Here is a 19,679-nt window from a genome sequence, read left to right on the forward strand (position 1 = left end):
GGCCCTTGCTCTGATGCCTTCGATATCACGACAAGGGAGAGGTAGTAATGCTGAATGTAACGCTGCGCCGCGCACTGGCTATGGTACTGGGGGCCAGTGTACCCATGTGGCCCAGTGCGTCGTTGGCCGATGGGACGTCCGAACCAGCGGCCGTCCTTCTGCCGCCGGTGGTGATCACCGCACCGGCAATGGAAGGGCCCGGCGTGGTCACCACCGACCCACGCCAGCCACGCCTGCCGTTGCCGGCACACGATGGAGGTTCGTACCTAGCGTCCATCCCCGGTTTCGCGGTCAGCCGCAAGGGTGGCACCAGCGGTGATCCGGAGTTGCGCGGTCTGGGTGGCTCGCGGCTGGCCATCCTGCTGGACGATGACCTAATCCTTGGCGGCTGCGGCGGACGCATGGATCCGCCCACCGCCTACGCCTATCCGCAGGCCTTCGACCGCATTGAGGTGCGCAAGGGTCCCCAGACCGTGCGGTATGGCGCCAATCCCGCCGGCACGGTGCGTTTCGAGCGGGATGCCCCGGTGTTCGATGCCGACGGCGGTGTGACCGGTTTTGCCGGGATCACCGTCGGGCGCTTCGACCGTTTCGACCTGATCACCGATGTTGCCACTGGCAGCGAGCAGGGCTACATCCGCGGCATCGGCACCCTGTCCGATCAGGCCGATTACAAGGACGGCGACGGCAACACGGTGCACTCGCAGTACTCGCGCTGGAGCGGCACCGGGATCCTCGGCTGGCGGCCGGATGCCGACACCCTGGTGGAACTCACCCTCGACCGCTCGGATGCTGAGGCGGCCTACGACGACCGCGGCATGGACGGCACGCAGTTCGAGCGAACCGGCTACAGCCTAGCGCTGACGCGCGAGCGCATCACGCCGTGGTTGGATCAGGTCGAGGCCCGGGTGTTCTACAACGAGATCGACCATGTGATGGACAACTATAGCTTGCGCGAGCCGCCGAACATGCCAATGGTCAGCTACCCCGATCGCGTGACTACCGGCGCGCGCATCGCCGCCGATTTCGCCCTGCCGGGAGATATGCTCCTACACGCCGGAATCGAGCACCAGCGCAACCGGCACCGGGGCAATCGCCTGATGGGAATGGACGCTTTCGTCTGGCGCGATGTCCCGCGCCAGGATACCGCCCGATTCCGCGATACCGGCGTGTTCGCGGAACTGGAGTACCCATTCTCGGACTCCCAGCGCCTGGTCACGGGTCTGCGTGTCGACCGGTCGCGGGCTGACGCACAGGACGCCGATGGCTTCGGCGGCGCCGGGCCCGGGGAACACGACCGTACACACCAGACCAGCGGGTTTCTGCGCTACGAGGAGGATCTCCACGCGGCCCCGATACGCTGGCACGTTGGTCTCGGGCGCGCCGAGCGTGCCGCCGATTTCTGGGAACGTCGCCGCGTGTTCGACCTCGACACCGAGAATCTGACCCAGCTGGATGCGGGTTTGCAGGTTCATCACGGAGATCTGACCGGCTCGGTTGCCGTGTTCTACGGCCAGTACGACGACTACATCCTGATCGCCAACGAGGCCCCGGCTGCGCGCAACGTGGACGCCACCACCTATGGCGCCGAGATGGATCTTGCCTGGGCCATGAACTCACGTTGGACGGCGCGCGCCAGTGCCGCCTGGGTTCGCTCCAGCAACGATACGGATGGTGTGCCTCTCGCGCAGACGCCGCCGGCTGAAATGACCCTGGCCCTGGAGTACCAGTCCGGCGGGCGCTTTGCCGGGGCCCAGGTACGAGGTGTCGCACGTCAGGACCGGATTCATCCCGGCCAGGGAACCATCTACAGCCTCGACCAGGAAGAAACCCCCGGTTTTGCCACCGCCGCGATGTACGCTGGCATGGAGGTGTCCTCCGGATCGCGGGTGATGCTGGGTGTGGACAACCTGTTCGATCGCACTTACAGCGAACACATCCAGCGCGGTACGGCCGATCTCGGAGCCAGCACCCAGCCGATCAACGAGCCAGGCCGCACCCTCTGGGCGAAGTGGACCGTGGAATTTTGATCGATCGCCGGACGCGGCTCCGGCTGGTCCGGCCTTACCCAAGGAGAAAAACGATGATCCCTCTGTACCGAACGCTGAGCGGACTGGCGCTTGTGGGCCTGTTGTGCGCGGCAACCCCGGTGGCTTCCGAGCCGACCCATGACGCTGCAGAGCATGCTGCCTGCGACTGCCCGGACGGCATCAAACTCGAGGGCCAGCCGTGGGTGCGGCTGATGCCGCCGACGATGCCGAGTACTGCGGCCTATCTGACCCTGCGCAACACCACCGATCGCGACATCGAGATCGTTTCCGCTGAGTCGCCGGTGGCTGCGGTCACCGAGTTGCACGACCACGTCGAGGACGAGCACGGCGTCATGCGCATGCGCGAGGTTCCATCAATCACCATTCCTGCCAACGATCGTGTGGAGCTGCAGCCCGGCAGTTTGCATGTGATGCTGATCGATCTGTTGGAGCCGCTCGAACAAGGACAGCAGGTGCCGATCCGCCTGAAGCTGGAGGGCCTTCGCGACCTGCATCTTCAGGCCGTGGTGCGGCGGGCGGAGCGTCCCGCATCAGGCGGGCATCATCAACACTGACATGGCGGGTGTGTTCTCGGCGCTCGAATGACTGACGCTGAGCCAGAGAGGGGCTAAAGTGTGTTCGTTCCACGCCTTCGCTTCGTGCCCGGGTCCGACTATGCATATCCACCTCGACACCCCCGACCTGATGACCCGCGTGCGGCTGGAGTCGCGCTGGCGTTCGGCCGGCGCATCGGTTTCTAGCAGTCAGGCGCCGGAGCAGCCCGACCTGGTGGTAATCGACCTCGGCAGCCGTGGCGTGAAAGCGGTGTCGACCTGGCGCGAGCGCTACCCGGACGCGAAGATTCTCGCCTTTGGCCCGCACGTGGAAGGGGCGATGCTCAAGGCGGCGCGCCAGGCGGGCGCCGACGAGGTTGTGGTCCGTGGCAAGGTGGCCGACCGGGTCGCAGCCAAGCTGGGGGGTGATCGCGCCTGAAGGTACTCGGGCCCCGCAATCCGGGGCCCGCGTTCACGCCGTGGTCGCGCGACGAGAGGCCGACAGGGCGCGCAGGCGGCGGCGCTGCATCTTGAGGCGATACTCCAGTTCCTTGAACTGGGTGCGCAGTTCCGTGCGCACCCAGCGATCGTTCATGGCCTCGCGCCCGGCCCGCATCTTGCGCGCCTGCACCTCCTGCCACTGGTTCACGGTATCGCGGAAACGCTGATACTCCCGCTCCACGGTTGCGCGCCAGGAGTCGTGCGCCGGCCCGGCCTGGTCGGCATTGAGCAGGCGGCGAAACTCGGTGTGCAGCCGTGCGCGCATGATCTTGAAGCGCGGTGTCCAGCGGCGGTCATACACCAGTCCGGTCCAGGCAAAAAGGTTGATCAGCCACTTCGAGGGGTCGTACTGCCACCAGCGCACCCCGTTGCGGTAGTCCGCCTGAAAGGCGTGGTGGAAGTTGTGGTACCCCTCGCCCCAGGTGAGCAGGGCGACTAGTCCGTTGTCCACGGCGGTGCTGTCGTCACTGTAGGGACGACGGCCCCACCAATGCGCCAGGGAGTTGATGAAGAACGTGAAGTGGTGGCTGAGCACCATGCGCAGAATGCCGGCCAGCAGCAGCATGCCGATCACATCCCCGAATGCCAGCCCCAGCAGCAGAGGCAGGCCCAGGTTCAGTCCCCATGCCAGGGTCCAGTAATGCCGGTGTTGCCACATCACCACCGGATCCTTCGCCAGGTCCTTCACCCGCGAATAGTCGGGCTCGCTGGTGGGCCAGTTGCGCAGCATCCAGCCCATGTGGGCATGCCAGAAACCACGCTTGATGGAATGCGGGTCGCGTTCCACATCATCCACGTAGCGATGATGCACGCGATGCCGCGCGCCCCAGTTGTAGATGCTGTTCTGCAATGCCAGGGCACCGCTCAGCGCCAGCAGAACGCGCAATGGCCCCCGCGCCTTGAAGGTGCGGTGCGCCCAGAGCCGGTGATAACCCACCGTGATGCCCAGCCCGCTCAGCACCAGGAACAGGCCAAAAAACAGCCAGGCCGCGCCGCTGAAGCCCTGGGTGAGCCACCACCACGGCACCAGCGTGACCGCGGCCAGGTTGGTCAGTGCAAAGAAAACGGCCGGCGTCCAGGCAATCGGGGGGGCACGTTCGGGCATGGTGGAGACCTGCAGGCGACCGGGGCGAGCGAAGATGCTCACCTATTCATAGCAGATGAGACCGCGACCGGCGAGTAAAAGTGCCTTCGTTCCGGACGGTCGGCCCCAGAGCGTTGCCGGTCGATGGTGATTCCATCGGAGGCGCTGCTCCCTGGCTCCCTTCCGGTGCTGCACGGCCGGTGACGGAATGCACCATCATGGGGCGATCGGGATTGTCTTCTCGGCACCCGCATGCCTAAATGCGTCCGAATCAGACAATCAGGATGCGATCCATGAACGGAAGCCTAGACGAGAAGCTCGAACCCATTTACCAGGAAGTGCTGCACCGCAACGCCGGGGAGACGGAATTCCATCAGTCCGTCCATGGCGTGCTGGACACGCTGGGGCCGGTACTGGTGAAGTACCCGGAGTTTGCCGAACTCAAGATCATCCAGCGCATCTGCGAGCCCGAGCGGCAGATCATCTTCCGCGTCCCCTGGCAGGACGACAAGGGCGAGCTGCACATCAACCGGGCCTTCCGCGTCCAGTTCAACAGCGCCCTGGGGCCCTACAAGGGGGGCATGCGTTTCCACCCCTCGGTGTACCTGGGCATCATCAAGTTCCTCGGCTTCTCGCAGGTGTTCAAGAATGCCCTCACCGGCCTGCCGATCGGCGGCGGCAAGGGCGGAAGCGACTTTGACCCGAAGGGGCGCTCCGATTCCGAAGTCATGCGCTTCTGCCAGAGCCTGATGACCGAGATGTACCGCCACATCGGCGAGTACACTGATGTGCCCGCGGGCGACATCGGCGTGGGCCAGCGCGAGGTCGGCTACCTGTTTGGCCAGTACAAGCGCCTGACCAACCGCTTCGAGGCCGGCGTGTTCACCGGCAAGGGTCTCGACTGGGGCGGCAGCCGTGCACGCACCGAGGCCACCGGCTATGGGGCGATCTTCTTCACTCAGGAGATGCTGAAGGCGCGCAACGACTCGCTGGAGGGTAAACGCGTGATCATCTCCGGGGCCGGCAACGTGGCGATCCATGCCACCGAGAAGGCCCAGCAGCTGGGCGCCCGGGTGATCGCCTGTTCCGACTCCCGCGGGGTCATCCTTGACGAGGACGGGCTCGACCTGGAACTGGTGCGCCAGATCAAGGAACTCGAGCGCGGTCCGATCAGTGCCTATGCGGAGCGCAAGAACGGGGCGAAGTACAGCGAAAACGGCAGTATCTGGGAGATCCCCTGTGATGTGGCCCTGCCGTGTGCCACCCAGAACGAGCTCACGGGAAAGGGCGCGAAAGCCCTGCTCGAAAACGGCTGTATCGCGGTCGCCGAGGGCGCCAATATGCCGGTCACCCCGGAGGGCATCCAGACCTTCCGCGAGGCCGGGATCGCCTTTGGCCCCGGGAAGGCCGCGAATGCCGGCGGTGTGGCCACCAGTGCGCTGGAGATGCAGCAGAATGCGAGCCGGGACTCCTGGACCTTCGAATACACCGAGGCGCGCCTGCAGGAGATCATGGCCAACATCCACCGCACCTGCCACGAAACCGCCGAGGAATACGGCTCGCCCGGTAACTACACCGTTGGCGCCAACATCGCCGGCTTCGTGAAGGTCGCCCGTGCCATGGAGGCGATGGGCCACATCTGAGCTTGCCCGCGCCGGGTTCCTCGGGTCTCCACTCCGAGGCTGGAGCGATCGAGCCACGGCCGTGCCATTGGGTGCCGGTCTGCGTCGTCGGCCGGGCTGGTGTCCACTGGGGTCAGGGTCGCGCAGGCATACTTGTGGGTGGGTGCAAGGGGTTCCCCGTGTTTCCCCAGGCCTTTTGCTCGCGGGCCCGGGAGAGGCAAAAGGCAAGGTGTGACCCTGGATCACAGCGTTCGACCTTCTACCCAGGAAACAATCACAAACCATAGCAGGGGACCAATGGCCTCCACCGATACGTCTCGCCTGATTGATTTCGTCTTTGACATCGCCAACAAGCTCCGCGGCCCCTACCGGCCGCCGCAGTACCGCAAGGTCATGCTCCCCATGACGGTGCTGCGCCGCCTGGACTGCGTGCTGGCGCCCACCAAGGAGCAGGTGCTGAAGGAGTACGAAAAGCTTCAGGCTCGCGGCCTGGAGGGTGACGCTCTGCACAAGGTGCTTGCGCGCAAGGCCAGCCAGGGGCGCGAACATCCGCTGTACAACATCAGCCCCTACACCTTCGAGAAGCTACTGGCAGACCCCGAGAACATCGCCACCAATCTCACCAGCTACATCAACGGCTTTTCCGAGTCCGCCCGGGCCGTATTCGAGGCCTTCGGGTTCGAGTCCGAGATCGAGAAGCTGGACAAGGCCAACCGGCTGTACCTCATCGTCAAGGAGTTCGCCGACCCCCGCATCGACTTGCACCCGGACCGGGTCAGCAACCACGACATGGGCTATGTGTTCGAGGAGCTGGTGCGCAAGTTCAACGAGCAGGCCAACGAGGAGGCCGGCGATCACTTCACGCCGCGGGAGGTGATCCGCCTGATGGCCCATCTGCTCTATACCAAGGACGAGGAGGTCTACACCCCCGGCATCGCCCGCACCATCTATGACCCCACCGCCGGGACCGGCGGCATGCTGTCGGTTTCTGAGGAATACATTACCGAACAGAATCCCCAGGCCCACCTGGCGCTGTACGGGCAGGAGTACAACGAAGAATCCTGGGCCATCTGCCGCTCGGATCTGCTGATCAAGGATGAGCCGGTGGACAACATCGCCTTCGGCGACACCCTGGGTGACGGCGAGACCGGCGACGGCCACCCGGAAAAGACCTTCCACTACATGCTCGCCAATCCGCCCTTCGGCGTTGAGTGGAAGCCCCAGGAAGACTATGTGAAGAAAGAGCACAGGGAACTGGGCTTCAACGGCCGCTTCGGCCCCGGCCTGCCGCGCATCAACGACGGCGCCACCCTGTTCCTGCTGCACATGCTCAGCAAGATGAAGCCCGGTCCCGAGAAAGGCGGCGAGGGTTCGAAGATCGCCGTCGTCTTCAACGGCTCGCCGCTGTTCAACGGTGAGCCCGGCCCCAGCGAGAGCAACATCCGCCGCTGGATCATCGAGAACGACTGGCTGGATGCCATCATCGCCCTGCCGGACCAGCTCTTCTACAACACCGGCATCTACACCTACATCTGGCTGGTGAGCAACCGCAAGCCCATTGATCGCAAGGGCAAGGTGCAGCTCATCGACGGCACCCGCCACTACCGCAAGATGAAAAAAAGCCTGGGCAACAAGCGCAACGAGCTGGGTGATGAGCACATCGAAGAGCTGACCCACCTCTACGCCGACTTCGTCGACGGCGCTACCTGCCGGGTGGGCCTGAACGGCAAGCAGACCGAACGGGTCTGCACGAAGGTCTTCGACAACCGCGACTTCGGCTACCTGAAAGTCACCGTGGAACGCCCCCTCCGGCTCAACTTCCAGGCCAGCGCCGAGCGCATCGAGCGTTTATGGCAGGAGACCGCCTTCGCCAATCTCGCGAAAAGCAAGAAGCGCAAGAACCCGGCCGAGGCGGAGGCCGAGGTGAAGGCCGGCGAGGCGGCCCAGCAGCGCATCATCGGTATTCTGGAAGGGCTGGACGACCGGCACCACACCGACCGCGCCGAGTTCGAGCCGCTGCTCAAGGCCGCCTTCAAGGACGCGGGCGAACAATTCCCCGCGCCGATCAAGAAGGCCGTTCTCAACGCCCTGTCCGAGCGCGACCCCGAGGCCGCCATCTGCCGGGACAGCAAGGGCAACCCTGAGCCGGATACCGAGTTGCGCGATACCGAGATCGTGCCGTTGCCCGCCGACATCCCGCTGCCGCTGCCCATCGGCTACGACAAGGACGCCGACAACAGCCAGTTGCTCGATCTCGTCCGCGACCACTGCGAGGCCTACCTGGCCCGCGAGGTGCTGCCCTTCGTCGATGACGCCTGGATCGACCACGCCAAGACCAAGGTGGGCTACGAGATCCCCATCAACCGCCACTTCTACGTCTATGAACCGCCCCGGCCGCTGGAGGAGATCGAGCAGGATATCCAGAGCCTGGAGGGCGAGATTCTGGAGATGCTGAAGAAGGTCACGGCATGAGCGCGGGTGAGCTGATTCTCTACCGCAGCGAGGATGGCCGGGCGGAGATCCAGCTCCGCGCCGAAGGCGATACCGTCTGGCTGACCCAGGCGGAGATGGCCGAGCTGTTCGACACCACCCCTCAGGCCATTACCCAGCACATCCGGGCCATCTATGAAGAGGGCGAGCTGAGCCCGGAGGCAACTTGTAAGGAATCCTTACAAGTTCGCCAGGAGGGCCAGCGGCAAGTTCGGCGCCGCCTCAAGGCCTACAGCCTGCCCATGATCCTGGCCGTCGGCTACCGGGTGCGCTCCCCCCGGGGCACCCAGTTCCGCCAGTGGGCCACCGCCCATCTGGAGGAATACCTGCTCAAGGGCTTCGTCATGGACGATGCGCGCCTGAAGGAGCCCGGTGGCTGGGACTACTTCGACGAGCTGCTGGCCCGCATCCGCGACATCCGCGCATCGGAGAAGCGTTTCTACCAGAAGGTGCGCGATCTGTTCGCCCTGTCCAGCGACTACCGGCCCGACGACCGCGACGCCCAGACCTTCTTCGCCGAGGTGCAGAACAAGCTGCTCTATGCCGTCACCGGCCACACCGCCGCCGAAATCGTGGTCCAGCGCGCCGACGCCGACTCCCCCAATATGGCGCTGACCAGTTGGAAGGGCGCGCGGGTGCGCAAGCAGGATGTCACCATCGCCAAGAACTACCTCACTGCCGACGAGGTGGACACCCTCAACCGCCTGGTGGTGATCTTCCTGGAACAGGCCGAACTGCGCGCCAAAGAGCGCAAGGACCTGACCCTGGACTACTGGCGCCACAATGTGGACCGGCTGCTGGAGTTCAATGAACGGCCGATTCTTGACGGCGCGGGCAGCATCAGCCGCGGCCGCATGGAGCAGATCGCCCACGAGCGCTACGAGCAGTTCGACGCCCAGCGGCGGCGGGACGAGGCGCTGGAGGCGGATGCCGAGGAGTTGCGGGAGCTGGAGGCGTTGGAAGAACAGGTCAAGAAAGGCAAGAACAGATGACTTACGAAACTTATGCTGCGTACAAAAGCTCAGGGGAGCAGTGGCTAAAGAGACTACCTTCGCATTGGTCGGTAGAAAAAATATCTCATCATTGCCAGCTTATAGGAAGTGGGACAACTCCGTCTGCATCCAATCCAATTTACTATGATGGGAATATAAACTGGGTTACGACTTCAGAGCTTCGAGAAAAGCCAATTGGCGAGACGAAGAATAAAATCACGGATGAAGCGCTAAACCAATATTCGTCGCTCAAGTTCTATCCTGCTGGGTCAGTTATAATTGCCATGTATGGTGCAACCATTGGAAGGCTGGGTTGGCTTGCTCAGCCTGCAACAGTGAATCAAGCGTGCTGTGTATATGCCAATTCAACTAAGCTTTCGCAGAGGTACATTTTTTACTGGCTCTTAGCAGTTAGGAACGACTTGATTTCGTTCGCATCAGGTGGTGGTCAACAGAATCTCAACCAAGAGTTTCTGAGGTCGATAAAAACATTCGTTCCACCGATGTCAGAACAGGAAAACATTACCTCTTTCCTCGACCGCAAGACCGCGGAGATCGACACCCTGATCGCCAAAAAGCGCCGCCTGCTCGACCGGCTTGCAGAAAAGCGCACCGCCCTGATCACCCGCGCCGTCACCAAGGGCCTGAACCCCGATGCCCCCATGAAAGACAGCGGCATCGAGTGGCTGGGGGAGATTCCGGCGCATTGGGGGGTTAGACGGCTTAAGTTTCTTCTCGAAGAGCCACTAAAGTACGGTGCAAATGAGGCAGCCGCCTTCGATGATCCTAGCTGGCCTCGTTTTATTAGAATTACAGATGTACGTAATGACGGCACGTTACGCGACGATACTTTTCGTTCTATGCCTCCGGAGTTCGCGGAAGGTTATCTTCTTGAAGAGGGCGACATACTTTTTGCTAGAAGTGGGGCAACAGTTGGAAAAACATTTCAATATAAAAGCAATTGGGGAGAGGCCGCTTTTGCAGGCTATCTGATCCGAGCCAGGCTCATGAAAAACTTGAACCATAGCTACTATCAGTTATTTTTTAACTCGCACCCTTATTGGGAGTGGATAAGAAATATATTCATCCAGTCCACGATACAAAACGTCAGCGCTGAAAAGTACGGAAGCATGATGATTCCTTTGCCACCATCAGAGGAACAGGACAAGATAGTGGATCATGTTTCCACTGAGAATGTCCACCTGGATAAAGTCTCTTCGAAAGTCAATGCTGCAATCCAGTCTTTGGAAGAATACCGCTCCGCCTTGATCACCAACGCCGTCACCGGCCAGATAAAGGTTGAGTGAATGGCCATCAATCTTCACGGGTATTTTGAGCATTTACGATCGTATCTCGCGGACGACTATATCGTTGACTGTGGAGAGGGCGGCACGCTTACCATTAAGGAAAAATATTACCCTGAAGGGAGTGGATCACCAAAAATAATGAAAATTCAATTTTCATTCACAGGGGAAGCATTTGCCATTAATCTCGATAAGAAAGTGAAGAAGTCAAAAGGTAAAGGTGAGTGTAGTCAGGCTCTTTTCGCTTTCCTTGACGACAATGGAAAGCCGTGGTCAAAGAAATGTGACTATGTGATCTTTCATAGGCTACCAAGGCATATTTATGTCTATTGTATAGAGCTAAAGTCGAAAGGTATCAATGTGGATACAATTTCCGGACAGTTGAATGCGGGGGTTTCCTGGGTAAAGTCTCTGAAGAAAATCATTGAGACTTATTCAGGTCACAGAAAGCAAATTAAAGTTCAGAAGTTCGTTTTTAGTTCAAATAGAAATCCCGTGGCTTATCTGGGTCCTGAAGGAAAATACCTTGCTCGTGATCCCTCTGTGCGGTTTTATCATTATGATGATGTTAAAGGCGTCGCGCTGGAAGAATTCGAGAACTCATCCGTGGATACAGTGTAGAAGGTCTTTATGGGAAAGCATACGGAAATCCGCTTCGAAGAAGCAGTAGAGGAATCACTTGCGACCAGTGGCGGTTATCTCAGGGGTGATCCCAATGGATTTGACGCGACTTTTGCGTTGTTCCCCGATGAAGTTATTTCCTTTGTAGAAGCCAGCCAGCCTAAACGCTGGCAATCTCTGGTGAAATTGCACGGCGAGAAAGCGGCTGATGTCTTGCTCGGCTCGCTGGTCAAGGAGCTGTCCTCCAAGAATGCCCTGCATGTGCTGCGCCACGGCTTCAAGTGTTTCGGCAAGACCTTCCGGCTGGCCTATTTCGCGCCGAATACCGGCATGAACCCGGAGGCGGCAGCAGCCTACGGCCACAACCGCGTGCGGGTGACCCGGCAGGTGCATTTCAGCGAGAAGCACCCGAACAAGTCGCTGGACATGGTGCTGTCGGTCAACGGCTTGCCGGTGGTCACGCTGGAGCTGAAAAACCCCATGACCGGCCAGACGGTGGACGACGCCATGCGCCAGTACCGGCGCGACCGCGACCCGGCGGAGCCCATCTTCCGCTTCAAGGAGCGGGCCCTGGTGCATTTCGCCGTGGACCCGGACCAGGCCTTCATGACTACCCGCCTGACCGGTGACGACACCCGCTTTCTGCCCTTCAATCGCGGCCACAACTTCGGCGCCGGCAATCCGCCCGCCGAGGCAGGCGGCTACCGCACCAGCTACCTGTGGGAGCAGGTGCTGACCCGCGACAGCCTGATGGACATCCTCGCCCGCTTTCTGCACCTGGAGGTCAGCGAAAGCAAGGTCACCACCAAGAAGGGCGTCAAGCGCCACAAGAAGGAAACCCTGATCTTCCCCCGCTATCACCAGCTGGACGCGGTGCGCAAGCTGATCGACTCGGCCCGCGCCCAGGGGCCGGGGCATAACTATCTGGTGCAGCATTCGGCGGGCTCGGGCAAGTCCAACTCCATCGCCTGGCTGGCCCATCGCCTGTCCAGCCTGCACGATGCCGAGGACAACAAGGTCTTCGATACCGTGGTGGTGATCACCGACCGCCGGGTGCTGGACCAGCAGTTGCAGAACACCATCTACCAGTTCGAGCACAAGCAGGGGGTGGTGCAGAAGATCGACGAGAACACCCAGCAGCTCGCCCAGGCGCTCTCATCCGGGGTGCCCATCATCATCTCCACCATCCAGAAGTTCCCCTTCATCACCCAGGCCATGGACACCCTGGCGAAGAAGGGCGAGGAGGTGGAACTGAATACCGGCGGCAAGCGTTTCGCGGTAATCGTGGACGAGGCCCACAGCTCTCAGTCCGGCGAGACAGCCATGGAGCTGCGCAAGGTGCTCAACCGCGACGGCATCGAATCGGCCATCGCCGAGGAGTTTCTGGATGTGGAGGAGGAAGAACTGTCCGAGGCCGCGCGCCGGGAGCTGTTCAAGGAGATGCTCAAGCGCCCGCGCCAGCCCAATATCAGCTTCTTCGCCTTCACCGCCACGCCCAAGTTCAAGACCCAGGCGGTGTTCAACGAGCCCGGCCCGGACGGTCAGCCGCCGTTTCACCTGTACTCCATGCGCCAGGCCATCGAGGAAGGCTTCATCATGGATGTGCTGGAGCACTACACCACCTACAAGACCTACTATGGGCTGATCAAGTCCATCGAGGACGACCCACAGGTGCCCAAGCGCAAGGCGGCCCGGGCGCTGGCGCGCTTCATGTCGCTGCACCCGCACAATATCGCCCAGAAGGTCGAGGTGATCGTCGAGCACTTTCGCCACAACACCTGTCACCGCATCGGCGGCCGGGCCAAGGCGATGGTGGTCACCGCCTCGCGCTTGCATGCGGTGCGTTACAAGCAGGCTTTCGACAAGTACATCAAGGAGCACGACATCACCGGCATCCGCTCGCTGGTGGCCTTCTCCGGTAGCGTCACCGACCCGGACTTCCCGGACCAGTCCTACACCGAAGTGGGCATGAACGAGGGCATCAAGGAATCGGAGCTGCCGGACCGCTTTGCCTCCGAGCACTACCAGGTGCTGCTGGTGGCAGAGAAGTACCAGACCGGCTTTGACCAGCCATTGCTGCACACCATGTATGTGGACCGGCGGCTGTCGGGTATTCAGGCGGTGCAGACCCTCTCCCGCCTGAACCGGACCGCCCCCGGAAAGGAAGACACCTTCGTGCTGGATTTCGTCAACGAGCCGGGCGAGATCTTTGAGGCCTTCAAGCCCTATTACGAAGTGACGCCCGCTGGTGAGCCCAGTGATCCCCATCAGCTCTACGATTTGCAGCACCGGCTGGAAGAGCACCAGGTCTTCACCAGCGACGAGGTGAATGCCTTTGCGGAGATCTGGTACAAGAACCGCAACGAACCCACGGCGGCGGATCACCAGAAGATTAACGCGATCCTTGATCATGCCGTGGAGCGCTACGAGGCGCTGGATGAGGAGGAACAGGACCAGTTCAAAGGGCAATTGGCCAGCTTCCGCAACCTCTACGCCTTTCTGGCGCAGATCATCCCCTACCAGGACAGTAGTCTGGAAAAGCTCTACAGCTACGGGCGCTTTCTGCTCCACAAACTGCCCCGGCGCGCCGATGACACCGTCTTCGAACTGGAGGACGAGGTCTCGTTGAAGTATTACCGCCTGCAGAAGATCAGCGAGGGCACCATCGATCTCGGCGTAGGCGAAGCACAGCCGCTGTATGGACCCACCGAGGTCGGGACGGGCAAGGCCGAAGATGACGAAGTGGAGTTGTCCACCCTGATCGGCAAGCTTAACGAACGCTTCGGTACGGAATTCACCCCGGCCGACCAGCTCTTCTTCGATCAGATTGCCGAGAGCGCGGTCGAAAATGACACCCTGCGCGAAGCCGCCCGGGCCAACACGCGTGACAACTTCGCCTATGTGTTCAACCGTATGCTGGAGAACCTGTTCATCGAGCGCATGGACGGCAACGAGGAGATCTTCGGCCGCCTGATGAACGACGACAACTTCCGACGCGTGGCCAGCGATCATCTGCTGCGCGAAGTCTACGATCGCCTCCAGAGCACCGAGGAACCAGAGAGCACTCCCGGCCGCTAGAAATCGCTGTGATTTGCGTTCGGCGATGGCCCAAATTCGTCGCAGATTCTATGGAGGAGACGGGGCATGTTCTCGGCGATGGCTGTGGAGAGATCGGCCCCATCCTCAAGGCAGGCGGGTTCGATGCCGTGGACGATGAGCGTCTCCGGGAGGTCGCCTAGGGAACGGGCGAGTTCGACGGCCTCGGCGAGGCCGATGCCGTGCGAGGAGTAGCGGGCGCCGCGTGGCAGCGGCTCGCGGGCGTCAAGACGATGGAGGGTACCGGGCGCGGCGCCGGTGACGATGGCGTCGACCAGGATCACCGGGTCGTGGCCCTGCCACAGGTCCATGAGCTCGGCGGGTTCGCCACTGCAGGTGGCGGTGGTGAGGCCCGAGGTGCCCTGCAGGGCCTCGACTACGGCGTGGCCGACGCCGTCGTCGCCGCGCCAGGGGTTCCCTATGCCGATGACGAGTGGGCCCTTGCCTGCCGATCTTCCATCGTCGGCCGAGGCCTCTTGGGTTTGTTCAGGGGTCTTGCGGGATCCATTTTCCGGGGCCTCGACAATGGATGCCCTGCGTTCGTTGTCCTTGTCCGATTCGAACTCGCCTGCTTCAAAGGCATCGAGCAGTTCCTGCTCTTCCTGATTCAGTTTGGTGGGCTTCCGCATGCGTTCCTTCCGAAACTCGCATCTTTCTTTCGGGCGCTGTTCATTTTCGGTCGACGGTCAGGTCGAGGAAGTGGGTGGCGCAGGAGATGCAGGGGTCGTAGTTGCGGATGGCGACCTCGCAGTGGTGGCGCAGTTCGTCGTCCGGCAGGTCGAGGTGGGTCTGGACCAGTTCGCGCAGGTCGGCCTCGATGGTGGGCTGGTTGACCGAGGTGGGCGGGACGATCTTGGCGTCGGTGATCAGGCCCGCGTCGTCGATGCTGTAGCGGTGGTAGCAGATGCCGCGCGGGGCCTCGGTGGCGCCAAAGCCGGTGCCGGCGCGCGGGGTGACCGGCAACGCGGGTTCGGCCGGCGCGGCCCGGTAGCCGTCCACCAGGCGCAGGGCCTCCTCGAAGGCGAGGACGATCTCGATCATGCGCACCTGGATACTGCGGAAGGGGTTGCGACAGGCCGCGCCCAGCCCGGCGCGCTCGGCCAGCTCGGCGGCGCGCGGGGTGAGGCGTTCGCGGTTCAGGGCGAAGCGCGCCAGCGGGCCCATGAACACCGGTTCGCCGGAGTCCGAGCGATGGCTGTGCAGGGCGTTGGAGTGGGCGACGTGTTCCTCGGTGAAGATGTCGTCGTAGTCGCGGATGGCGGCGTCCAGGCCGCTGCTGGAGCCGAGGCGCCCGTGGGTGATCGGGTATTCGTCCGGATGGACGAGCGACACGAACTCGTAGTCGCGTTCGAGGTTCGGGTAGTCGAGGGTGGCGAGGAATTCGGCGACCTCGCAGGAGGCCTCCAGGCCCCAGGACAGGTCCTCGCGCAGGCCCGCGACCTCGGCCGGCGACGGGGCGCGGTAGAAGCCGCCGACGCGCAGGTTCACCGGGTGGATCTCGCGCCCGCCCAGCAGGCGCAGGATGGCGTTGCCGATCTTCTTGATGCGCAGGCCGTTGCGCACCATGTCCGGGTGGTCCTTCGCGGCGGTGACCGCGTCGGGATAGCCGAGGAAGTCCGGCAGGTGGAGCATGAATACATGCAGGGCGTGGCTCTCGATCCACTCGCCGCAGTAGGCCAGCCGCCGCAGGTCCTGCAGCACGCCGTCCACGGTGATGCCACAGATGTCCTCCATCGCCAGCGAGGCCCCCATCTGGTAGGCGATCGGGCAGATGCCGCAGATGCGCGCGGTGATGTCCGGGGCCTCGCGGAAGTCGCGCCCGCGCAGGAAGCCCTCGAAGAAGCGCGGCGCCTCGAAGATCGACAACTTCACCTCCTCCACGCGGTCGCCCTCGGTGCGCACGTACATCGCGCCCTCGCCCTCCACGCGCGCGAGGTAGTCGACTTCGATGGTGCGGGTCTCGCTCATGGCCGGTTTCCTGATTCTTCGGGCGGTGCCGCGCCGCTCTCCTGACGTTCGCTCTCCTTGCGGAAGGCGTCGGCGCCGGCGTTGAAGGTGCGGTAAAAGCGCACGCGCGTGGCGCGATCCATGCCCAGGGTCTCCAGCTGGCCGGACAGGCCCGGCGCGTTGGGCGTCTCCTTGGGCCCGAAGCAGCCATAGCAGCCGCGGTTGCAACCAGGGCACAACGCGCCGCAGCCGGCGTGGGTGACCGGGCCGAGACAGGGCGTGCCGTGGGCGACCATCACGCAGACCTGTCCCGCCCGCTTGCACTCCTCGCAGACGCTGGCGCTGGAGACCTGCGGGCGCCGACCGTGGAGGAACGCGCTGATGACCTCCAGCAACTGGTACTTGTCGATCGGGCAGCCGCGCAGCTCGAAGTCCACCGGCACGTGCTGGCTGATGGCATCCGAGGTGGCCAGGGTCTCGATGTATTCCGGGTGGGCGTAGACCTGGCGGGTGAATGCCTCGACATCCGCGAAGTTGCGCAGGGCCTGGATACCGCCGGTGGTCGCGCAGGCGCCGATGGTCACGAGGAACTTCGATGCGCGGCGGATCTCGCGGATCTCCTCCGCCGCCTGTGGCGTGGTGATCGAGCCCTCCACCAGCGTCAGGTCCCACGGCCCGTCGATGCGGGTGCGCGTGGCCTCGGGGAAGTGCGCGATCCGGATGCGGTCGGTGACCGCCAGCAGCTCGTCCTCGCAGTCCAGCAGGCTGAGCTGGCAGCCGTCGCAGGAGGCGAACTTGAACACCGCCAGGGTGGGCTTTTCCCGACTCATAGCTCGCGTACCCGGAAGGCCGGTTCCATCACCGGGTAGGGGAACACGGGGCCGTCGCGGCAGACGAAATGCGCCCCGATCTGGCAGTGGCCGCAAAAGCCCACCGCGCAGCGCATGTTGCGCTCCATGGAGACATAGATGTCCTCCGGCTTCAGGCCGCGGCGCTCCAGCGCGGACGCGGTGAAGCGCATCATCACCTCCGGGCCGCAGGTCATCGCCAGGGTGTTGCGCCGGTCGAAGCCGCCACGATCCACCAGCTGGGTGACCACGCCGACATCGCCGCGCCAGGCGGCGGTGCCGCGATCCACGGTGATGCGCAGATCTACATCATCCCGCTCGGCCCAGGCGTCCAGCTCGTCGCGGAAGATCATGTCGCCGGGCGAACGCGCGCCGTAACAGACCACCATGCGGCCGAACTCCGAACGCCGCTGGAGCGCCGCGTGGATGACCGGGCGCAGCGGGGCCAGGCCGATGCCGCCGGCGACCAGCACCAGGTCGCGCCCGCGCGCCTGTTCCAGCGGCCAGGCCGTGCCGAACGGCCCGCGCAGACCAACCACCGCGCCGGCCTCCAGATCCTGCATCGCGCGGGTCACGCTGCCCACCGCGCGGATGGTGTGCACGATGCCGCCGTCGTCGGTGATCGCGGAGACCGAGATCGGCACCTCGCCCACGCCGAAGAGGTAGAGCATGTTGAACTGCCCGGGTGCTGGCGCGGCGCCGGGCTCCACCCCCGGCTCGGGGTACAGCGTCCAGCTGAAGACCTCGTTGCTGGCCACGTCGCGGCGTACCGAGTGGATGCGCCAGGGCCCTGGCGCCATCGTCTGATCCGGCAGGGTTGCAGCCGCGTCAGGCGCCATGGCCGGGCCCTCCGTGGCTGTAGATATCCAGCGCCTGCAACCGCGCCGCCTGCAGGCGCTGGACGATCAGTGCGGCGAAGTGCTTCATCAGCACGTAGCCGAACGCCGGGTCGGCCTCCATGCGTTCGCGCAGCACGCCGGCATCGAAGCGCAGGGTGTGGAGGTCCGTCACCGCCCGCGCGTCGTAACTGGCACGGTACGGCGGCAGGAGCCAGGACCAGCCGAGGATGTCGCCAGGGCCCAAGGTCTGGAACGCGACCGTGCCTTCGCGCAGCGGGCTCTCCAGCGCGACCTGGCCCTCGCGGATCAGCCAGAAGGTCTCGGTCGGCTCGTGGTCGCGCATCAGCCGGGTCCCGTCCGTATAGCTGCACTTCGCCGCGCAGGCCGCCAGCAGGCGCCGGTGCTCCGGCGCCATATCCTCGAAGAACGGCTGTTCCTCGATGATCGCCAGCAGCTCGTTCATCCCCGGCCCTCCGGATCGCGGCGCACCGCGGTGACCTCCTCGGTGATGTCGATGCCCACCGGGCACCAGGTGATGCAGCGTCCGCAGCCGACACAGCCGGAGGTGCCGAACTGGTCGTGCCAGGTGGCCAGCTTGTGGGTGATCCACTGGCGATAGCGCGCGGCCACCGACTCGCGGTGCGCGCCGCCGACCAGGTGCGAGTGTTCCTGGTTGAAGCAGGAATCCCAGCGCCGCACGCGTTCGGTGCGCTGGCCTTCCAGATCTGGCACCTCCTCGACCTGCGAACAGAAGCAGGTAGGGCAGACCAGGGTGCAGTTGGAGCAGGACAGGCAGCGCTCGGCGGTTTCCTCCCAGCGCGGGTGCTCGAAGGCCCGGTTCAGCACCTCGCGGGCGTCCGCCGGCATCTGTCGGCCCATCTTTTCCGGCGCCTCGGCCCAGACGCGTTCGGCGGCAGCCTGCTCGGCGTCCGAGGCCGGGCGCGGCTCCAGCCGGTCGAGCATCGCGCGCCCGGCGTCGGACCCGGCCTCGGCGACCAGGAAATGCTGCGTGGCGTCGATCACCTCGGTGAGCGCCAGGTCGAAGCCCTTGCGGGCGCGCGGGCCGGTATCCATGGAAGCGCAGAAGCAGGTTCCTCCCGGCTCGGCGCAGCTGACCGCGACCATGAACAGGTCCCGCCGGCGGGCGGCATAGCCGCGGTCCTGCACCGCCTGGCCGAGGAATACCCGGTCCTGCACGTCGATCGCCGCCAGCTCGCAGGCGCGCAGGCCGATGAAGGCACGGCGCGGCGCGTCGGAGGTGCCGGGCTCGGTCACGAAGCTGCCGTCCGGCTGGCGGGTCAGCCGGAACAGGGTCTCCTCGGGCGGGAACAGGTACTTCTTCCAGGAATGCGGTCCGACCACATAGCCGAACAGCGCGTCGTCGTCGCGTTCGCGCAGGCGGTAGTGCCCGGGGGCCTGCTCGTCGGTCCAGCCCACCGGCAGGTCCTCGAGGCCGCCCACCCGGTCGTAGACGATCGCGCCGTCGCGCCGCGTCGGCCCCACCACCTCATAGCCATCCCCGGCCAGCAGGCGGATCAGCGTGTCTACGGCTTGCGGTGCGATCACTTCCACAGACGACTCCTGGGTCTCGGGCGAGCCGTTCGGTACGGCAAGACCCAACACCCGTCCATAGTGCGGCAAGTGCGGGGCGCGATCCAGCGACATCCCGGGCTGGTAATAACCCGGATACCTGCCACACTCCATGGAGGGTGGTATGTGGCCCTGGCGGCCCGTTGTTCGGGGAAAACGAT

Annotated in this window: 16 protein-coding genes; 9 read left to right on the forward strand and 7 right to left on the reverse strand. The window is 63.6% G+C overall.

Features of this window, described 5'->3' with window-relative positions; all coding sequences use genetic code 11:
- Positions 1-47: 47 nt before the first annotated feature.
- The 3 genes from G333_RS0104025 to G333_RS0104035 all read left to right on the forward strand — a co-directional run bounded on the left by G333_RS0104025 (position 48) and on the right by G333_RS0104035 (position 3,023).
- Entirely contained in the window at positions 48-2,030 is a 1,983-nt protein-coding gene (locus G333_RS0104025; protein WP_018950898.1) for a TonB-dependent copper receptor, read from the forward strand.
- A 53-nt stretch (positions 2,031-2,083) separates the two neighbouring features.
- On the forward strand, positions 2,084-2,605 hold the full coding sequence (locus G333_RS0104030; protein WP_019563753.1) for a copper chaperone PCu(A)C: 522 nt from the start codon (positions 2,084-2,086) through the stop codon (positions 2,603-2,605).
- 100 nt (positions 2,606-2,705) lie between these two features.
- Positions 2,706-3,023 carry a response regulator transcription factor gene (locus G333_RS0104035; RefSeq protein WP_019627728.1) on the forward strand — a complete coding sequence of 106 codons (318 nt, stop codon included), beginning with the start codon at positions 2,706-2,708 and terminating at the stop codon, positions 3,021-3,023.
- 33 nt (positions 3,024-3,056) lie between these two features.
- Here the strand turns inward: G333_RS0104035 and G333_RS0104040 are convergent, their stop codons facing one another.
- Complete coding sequence (locus G333_RS0104040; protein WP_038038009.1) at positions 3,057-4,190, reverse strand: acyl-CoA desaturase; 1,134 nt, start codon at positions 4,188-4,190, stop codon at positions 3,057-3,059.
- Between the two features lie 272 nt (positions 4,191-4,462).
- Here G333_RS0104040 and gdhA point away from each other — a divergent pair, with 272 nt between their 5' ends.
- From gdhA to G333_RS0104065, 6 genes are all read left to right on the forward strand, one after another.
- Positions 4,463-5,812: an NADP-specific glutamate dehydrogenase gene (gdhA, locus tag G333_RS0104045; protein ID WP_019627730.1), complete on the forward strand. Its 1,350-nt coding sequence runs from the start codon at positions 4,463-4,465 to the stop codon at positions 5,810-5,812.
- 276 nt (positions 5,813-6,088) lie between these two features.
- The gene (locus G333_RS0104050; RefSeq protein WP_019627731.1) at positions 6,089-8,263 is read left to right on the forward strand and encodes a class I SAM-dependent DNA methyltransferase; all 2,175 of its coding nucleotides are present in this window, start codon (positions 6,089-6,091) and stop codon (positions 8,261-8,263) included.
- Positions 8,260-9,273, forward strand: a complete 1,014-nt coding sequence (locus G333_RS0104055; protein ID WP_019627732.1) for a virulence RhuM family protein — start codon at positions 8,260-8,262, stop codon at positions 9,271-9,273. Before G333_RS0104050 ends, G333_RS0104055 begins: the two co-directional genes overlap by 4 nt.
- Positions 9,270-10,580: a restriction endonuclease subunit S gene (locus G333_RS0104060; protein ID WP_026340876.1), complete on the forward strand. Its 1,311-nt coding sequence runs from the start codon at positions 9,270-9,272 to the stop codon at positions 10,578-10,580. Before G333_RS0104055 ends, G333_RS0104060 begins: the two co-directional genes overlap by 4 nt.
- Entirely contained in the window at positions 10,581-11,198 is a 618-nt protein-coding gene (locus tag G333_RS15035; RefSeq protein WP_155986105.1) for a hypothetical protein, read from the forward strand.
- 9 nt (positions 11,199-11,207) lie between these two features.
- Positions 11,208-14,276, forward strand: coding sequence for a type I restriction endonuclease subunit R (locus G333_RS0104065; protein ID WP_026340877.1), 3,069 nt, complete (start codon positions 11,208-11,210; stop codon positions 14,274-14,276).
- On the opposite strand, the gene G333_RS0104070 is transcribed toward G333_RS0104065, so the two are convergent.
- The 6 genes from G333_RS0104070 to G333_RS0104095 are packed head-to-tail and all read right to left on the reverse strand — an operon-like array spanning position 14,273 to position 19,500.
- A complete protein-coding gene (locus tag G333_RS0104070; RefSeq protein WP_019627735.1) occupies positions 14,273-14,923 on the reverse strand; it encodes a hydrogenase maturation protease in 651 nt (216 codons plus the stop codon). The genes G333_RS0104065 and G333_RS0104070 overlap by 4 nt on opposite strands.
- A gap of 40 nt (positions 14,924-14,963) precedes the next feature.
- Positions 14,964-16,262, reverse strand: a complete 1,299-nt coding sequence (locus G333_RS0104075; protein WP_019627736.1) for a Ni/Fe hydrogenase subunit alpha — start codon at positions 16,260-16,262, stop codon at positions 14,964-14,966.
- On the reverse strand, positions 16,259-17,071 hold the full coding sequence (locus tag G333_RS0104080) for an oxidoreductase (protein WP_019627737.1): 813 nt from the start codon (positions 17,069-17,071) through the stop codon (positions 16,259-16,261). Before G333_RS0104080 ends, G333_RS0104075 begins: the two co-directional genes overlap by 4 nt.
- Positions 17,068-17,928, reverse strand: a complete 861-nt coding sequence (locus tag G333_RS0104085) for an FAD/NAD(P)-binding protein (RefSeq protein WP_019627738.1) — start codon at positions 17,926-17,928, stop codon at positions 17,068-17,070. The genes G333_RS0104080 and G333_RS0104085 overlap by 4 nt, the downstream gene beginning before the upstream one ends.
- Positions 17,918-18,391, reverse strand: a complete 474-nt coding sequence (locus tag G333_RS0104090) for a cyclic nucleotide-binding domain-containing protein (protein WP_019627739.1) — start codon at positions 18,389-18,391, stop codon at positions 17,918-17,920. The genes G333_RS0104085 and G333_RS0104090 overlap by 11 nt, the downstream gene beginning before the upstream one ends.
- Positions 18,388-19,500, reverse strand: a complete 1,113-nt coding sequence (locus tag G333_RS0104095; RefSeq protein ID WP_026340878.1) for a 4Fe-4S dicluster domain-containing protein — start codon at positions 19,498-19,500, stop codon at positions 18,388-18,390. The genes G333_RS0104090 and G333_RS0104095 overlap by 4 nt, the downstream gene beginning before the upstream one ends.
- Positions 19,501-19,679: the final 179 nt, after the last annotated feature.

Source organism: Thioalkalivibrio sp. AKL10 (genome assembly GCF_000381845.1).
GTDB lineage: Bacteria > Pseudomonadota > Gammaproteobacteria > Ectothiorhodospirales > Ectothiorhodospiraceae > Thioalkalivibrio > Thioalkalivibrio versutus.

Excerpts from the sequence above, each read along its gene's own strand:
- G333_RS0104025 (WP_018950898.1), top strand. The coding sequence starts at position 48 with ATGCTGAATGTAACGCTGCGCCGCGCACTGGCTATGGTACTGGGGGCC.
- G333_RS0104030 (WP_019563753.1), top strand. The coding sequence starts at position 2,084 with ATGATCCCTCTGTACCGAACGCTGAGCGGACTGGCGCTTGTGGGCCTG.
- G333_RS0104035 (WP_019627728.1), top strand. The coding sequence starts at position 2,706 with ATGCATATCCACCTCGACACCCCCGACCTGATGACCCGCGTGCGGCTG.
- G333_RS0104040 (WP_038038009.1), bottom strand. The coding sequence starts at position 4,190 with ATGCCCGAACGTGCCCCCCCGATTGCCTGGACGCCGGCCGTTTTCTTT.
- gdhA (WP_019627730.1), top strand. The coding sequence starts at position 4,463 with ATGAACGGAAGCCTAGACGAGAAGCTCGAACCCATTTACCAGGAAGTG.
- G333_RS0104050 (WP_019627731.1), top strand. The coding sequence starts at position 6,089 with ATGGCCTCCACCGATACGTCTCGCCTGATTGATTTCGTCTTTGACATC.
- G333_RS0104055 (WP_019627732.1), top strand. The coding sequence starts at position 8,260 with ATGAGCGCGGGTGAGCTGATTCTCTACCGCAGCGAGGATGGCCGGGCG.
- G333_RS0104060 (WP_026340876.1), top strand. The coding sequence starts at position 9,270 with ATGACTTACGAAACTTATGCTGCGTACAAAAGCTCAGGGGAGCAGTGG.
- G333_RS15035 (WP_155986105.1), top strand. The coding sequence starts at position 10,581 with ATGGCCATCAATCTTCACGGGTATTTTGAGCATTTACGATCGTATCTC.
- G333_RS0104065 (WP_026340877.1), top strand. The coding sequence starts at position 11,208 with ATGGGAAAGCATACGGAAATCCGCTTCGAAGAAGCAGTAGAGGAATCA.
- G333_RS0104070 (WP_019627735.1), bottom strand. The coding sequence starts at position 14,923 with ATGCGGAAGCCCACCAAACTGAATCAGGAAGAGCAGGAACTGCTCGAT.
- G333_RS0104075 (WP_019627736.1), bottom strand. The coding sequence starts at position 16,262 with ATGAGCGAGACCCGCACCATCGAAGTCGACTACCTCGCGCGCGTGGAG.
- G333_RS0104080 (WP_019627737.1), bottom strand. The coding sequence starts at position 17,071 with ATGAGTCGGGAAAAGCCCACCCTGGCGGTGTTCAAGTTCGCCTCCTGC.
- G333_RS0104085 (WP_019627738.1), bottom strand. The coding sequence starts at position 17,928 with ATGGCGCCTGACGCGGCTGCAACCCTGCCGGATCAGACGATGGCGCCA.
- G333_RS0104090 (WP_019627739.1), bottom strand. The coding sequence starts at position 18,391 with ATGAACGAGCTGCTGGCGATCATCGAGGAACAGCCGTTCTTCGAGGAT.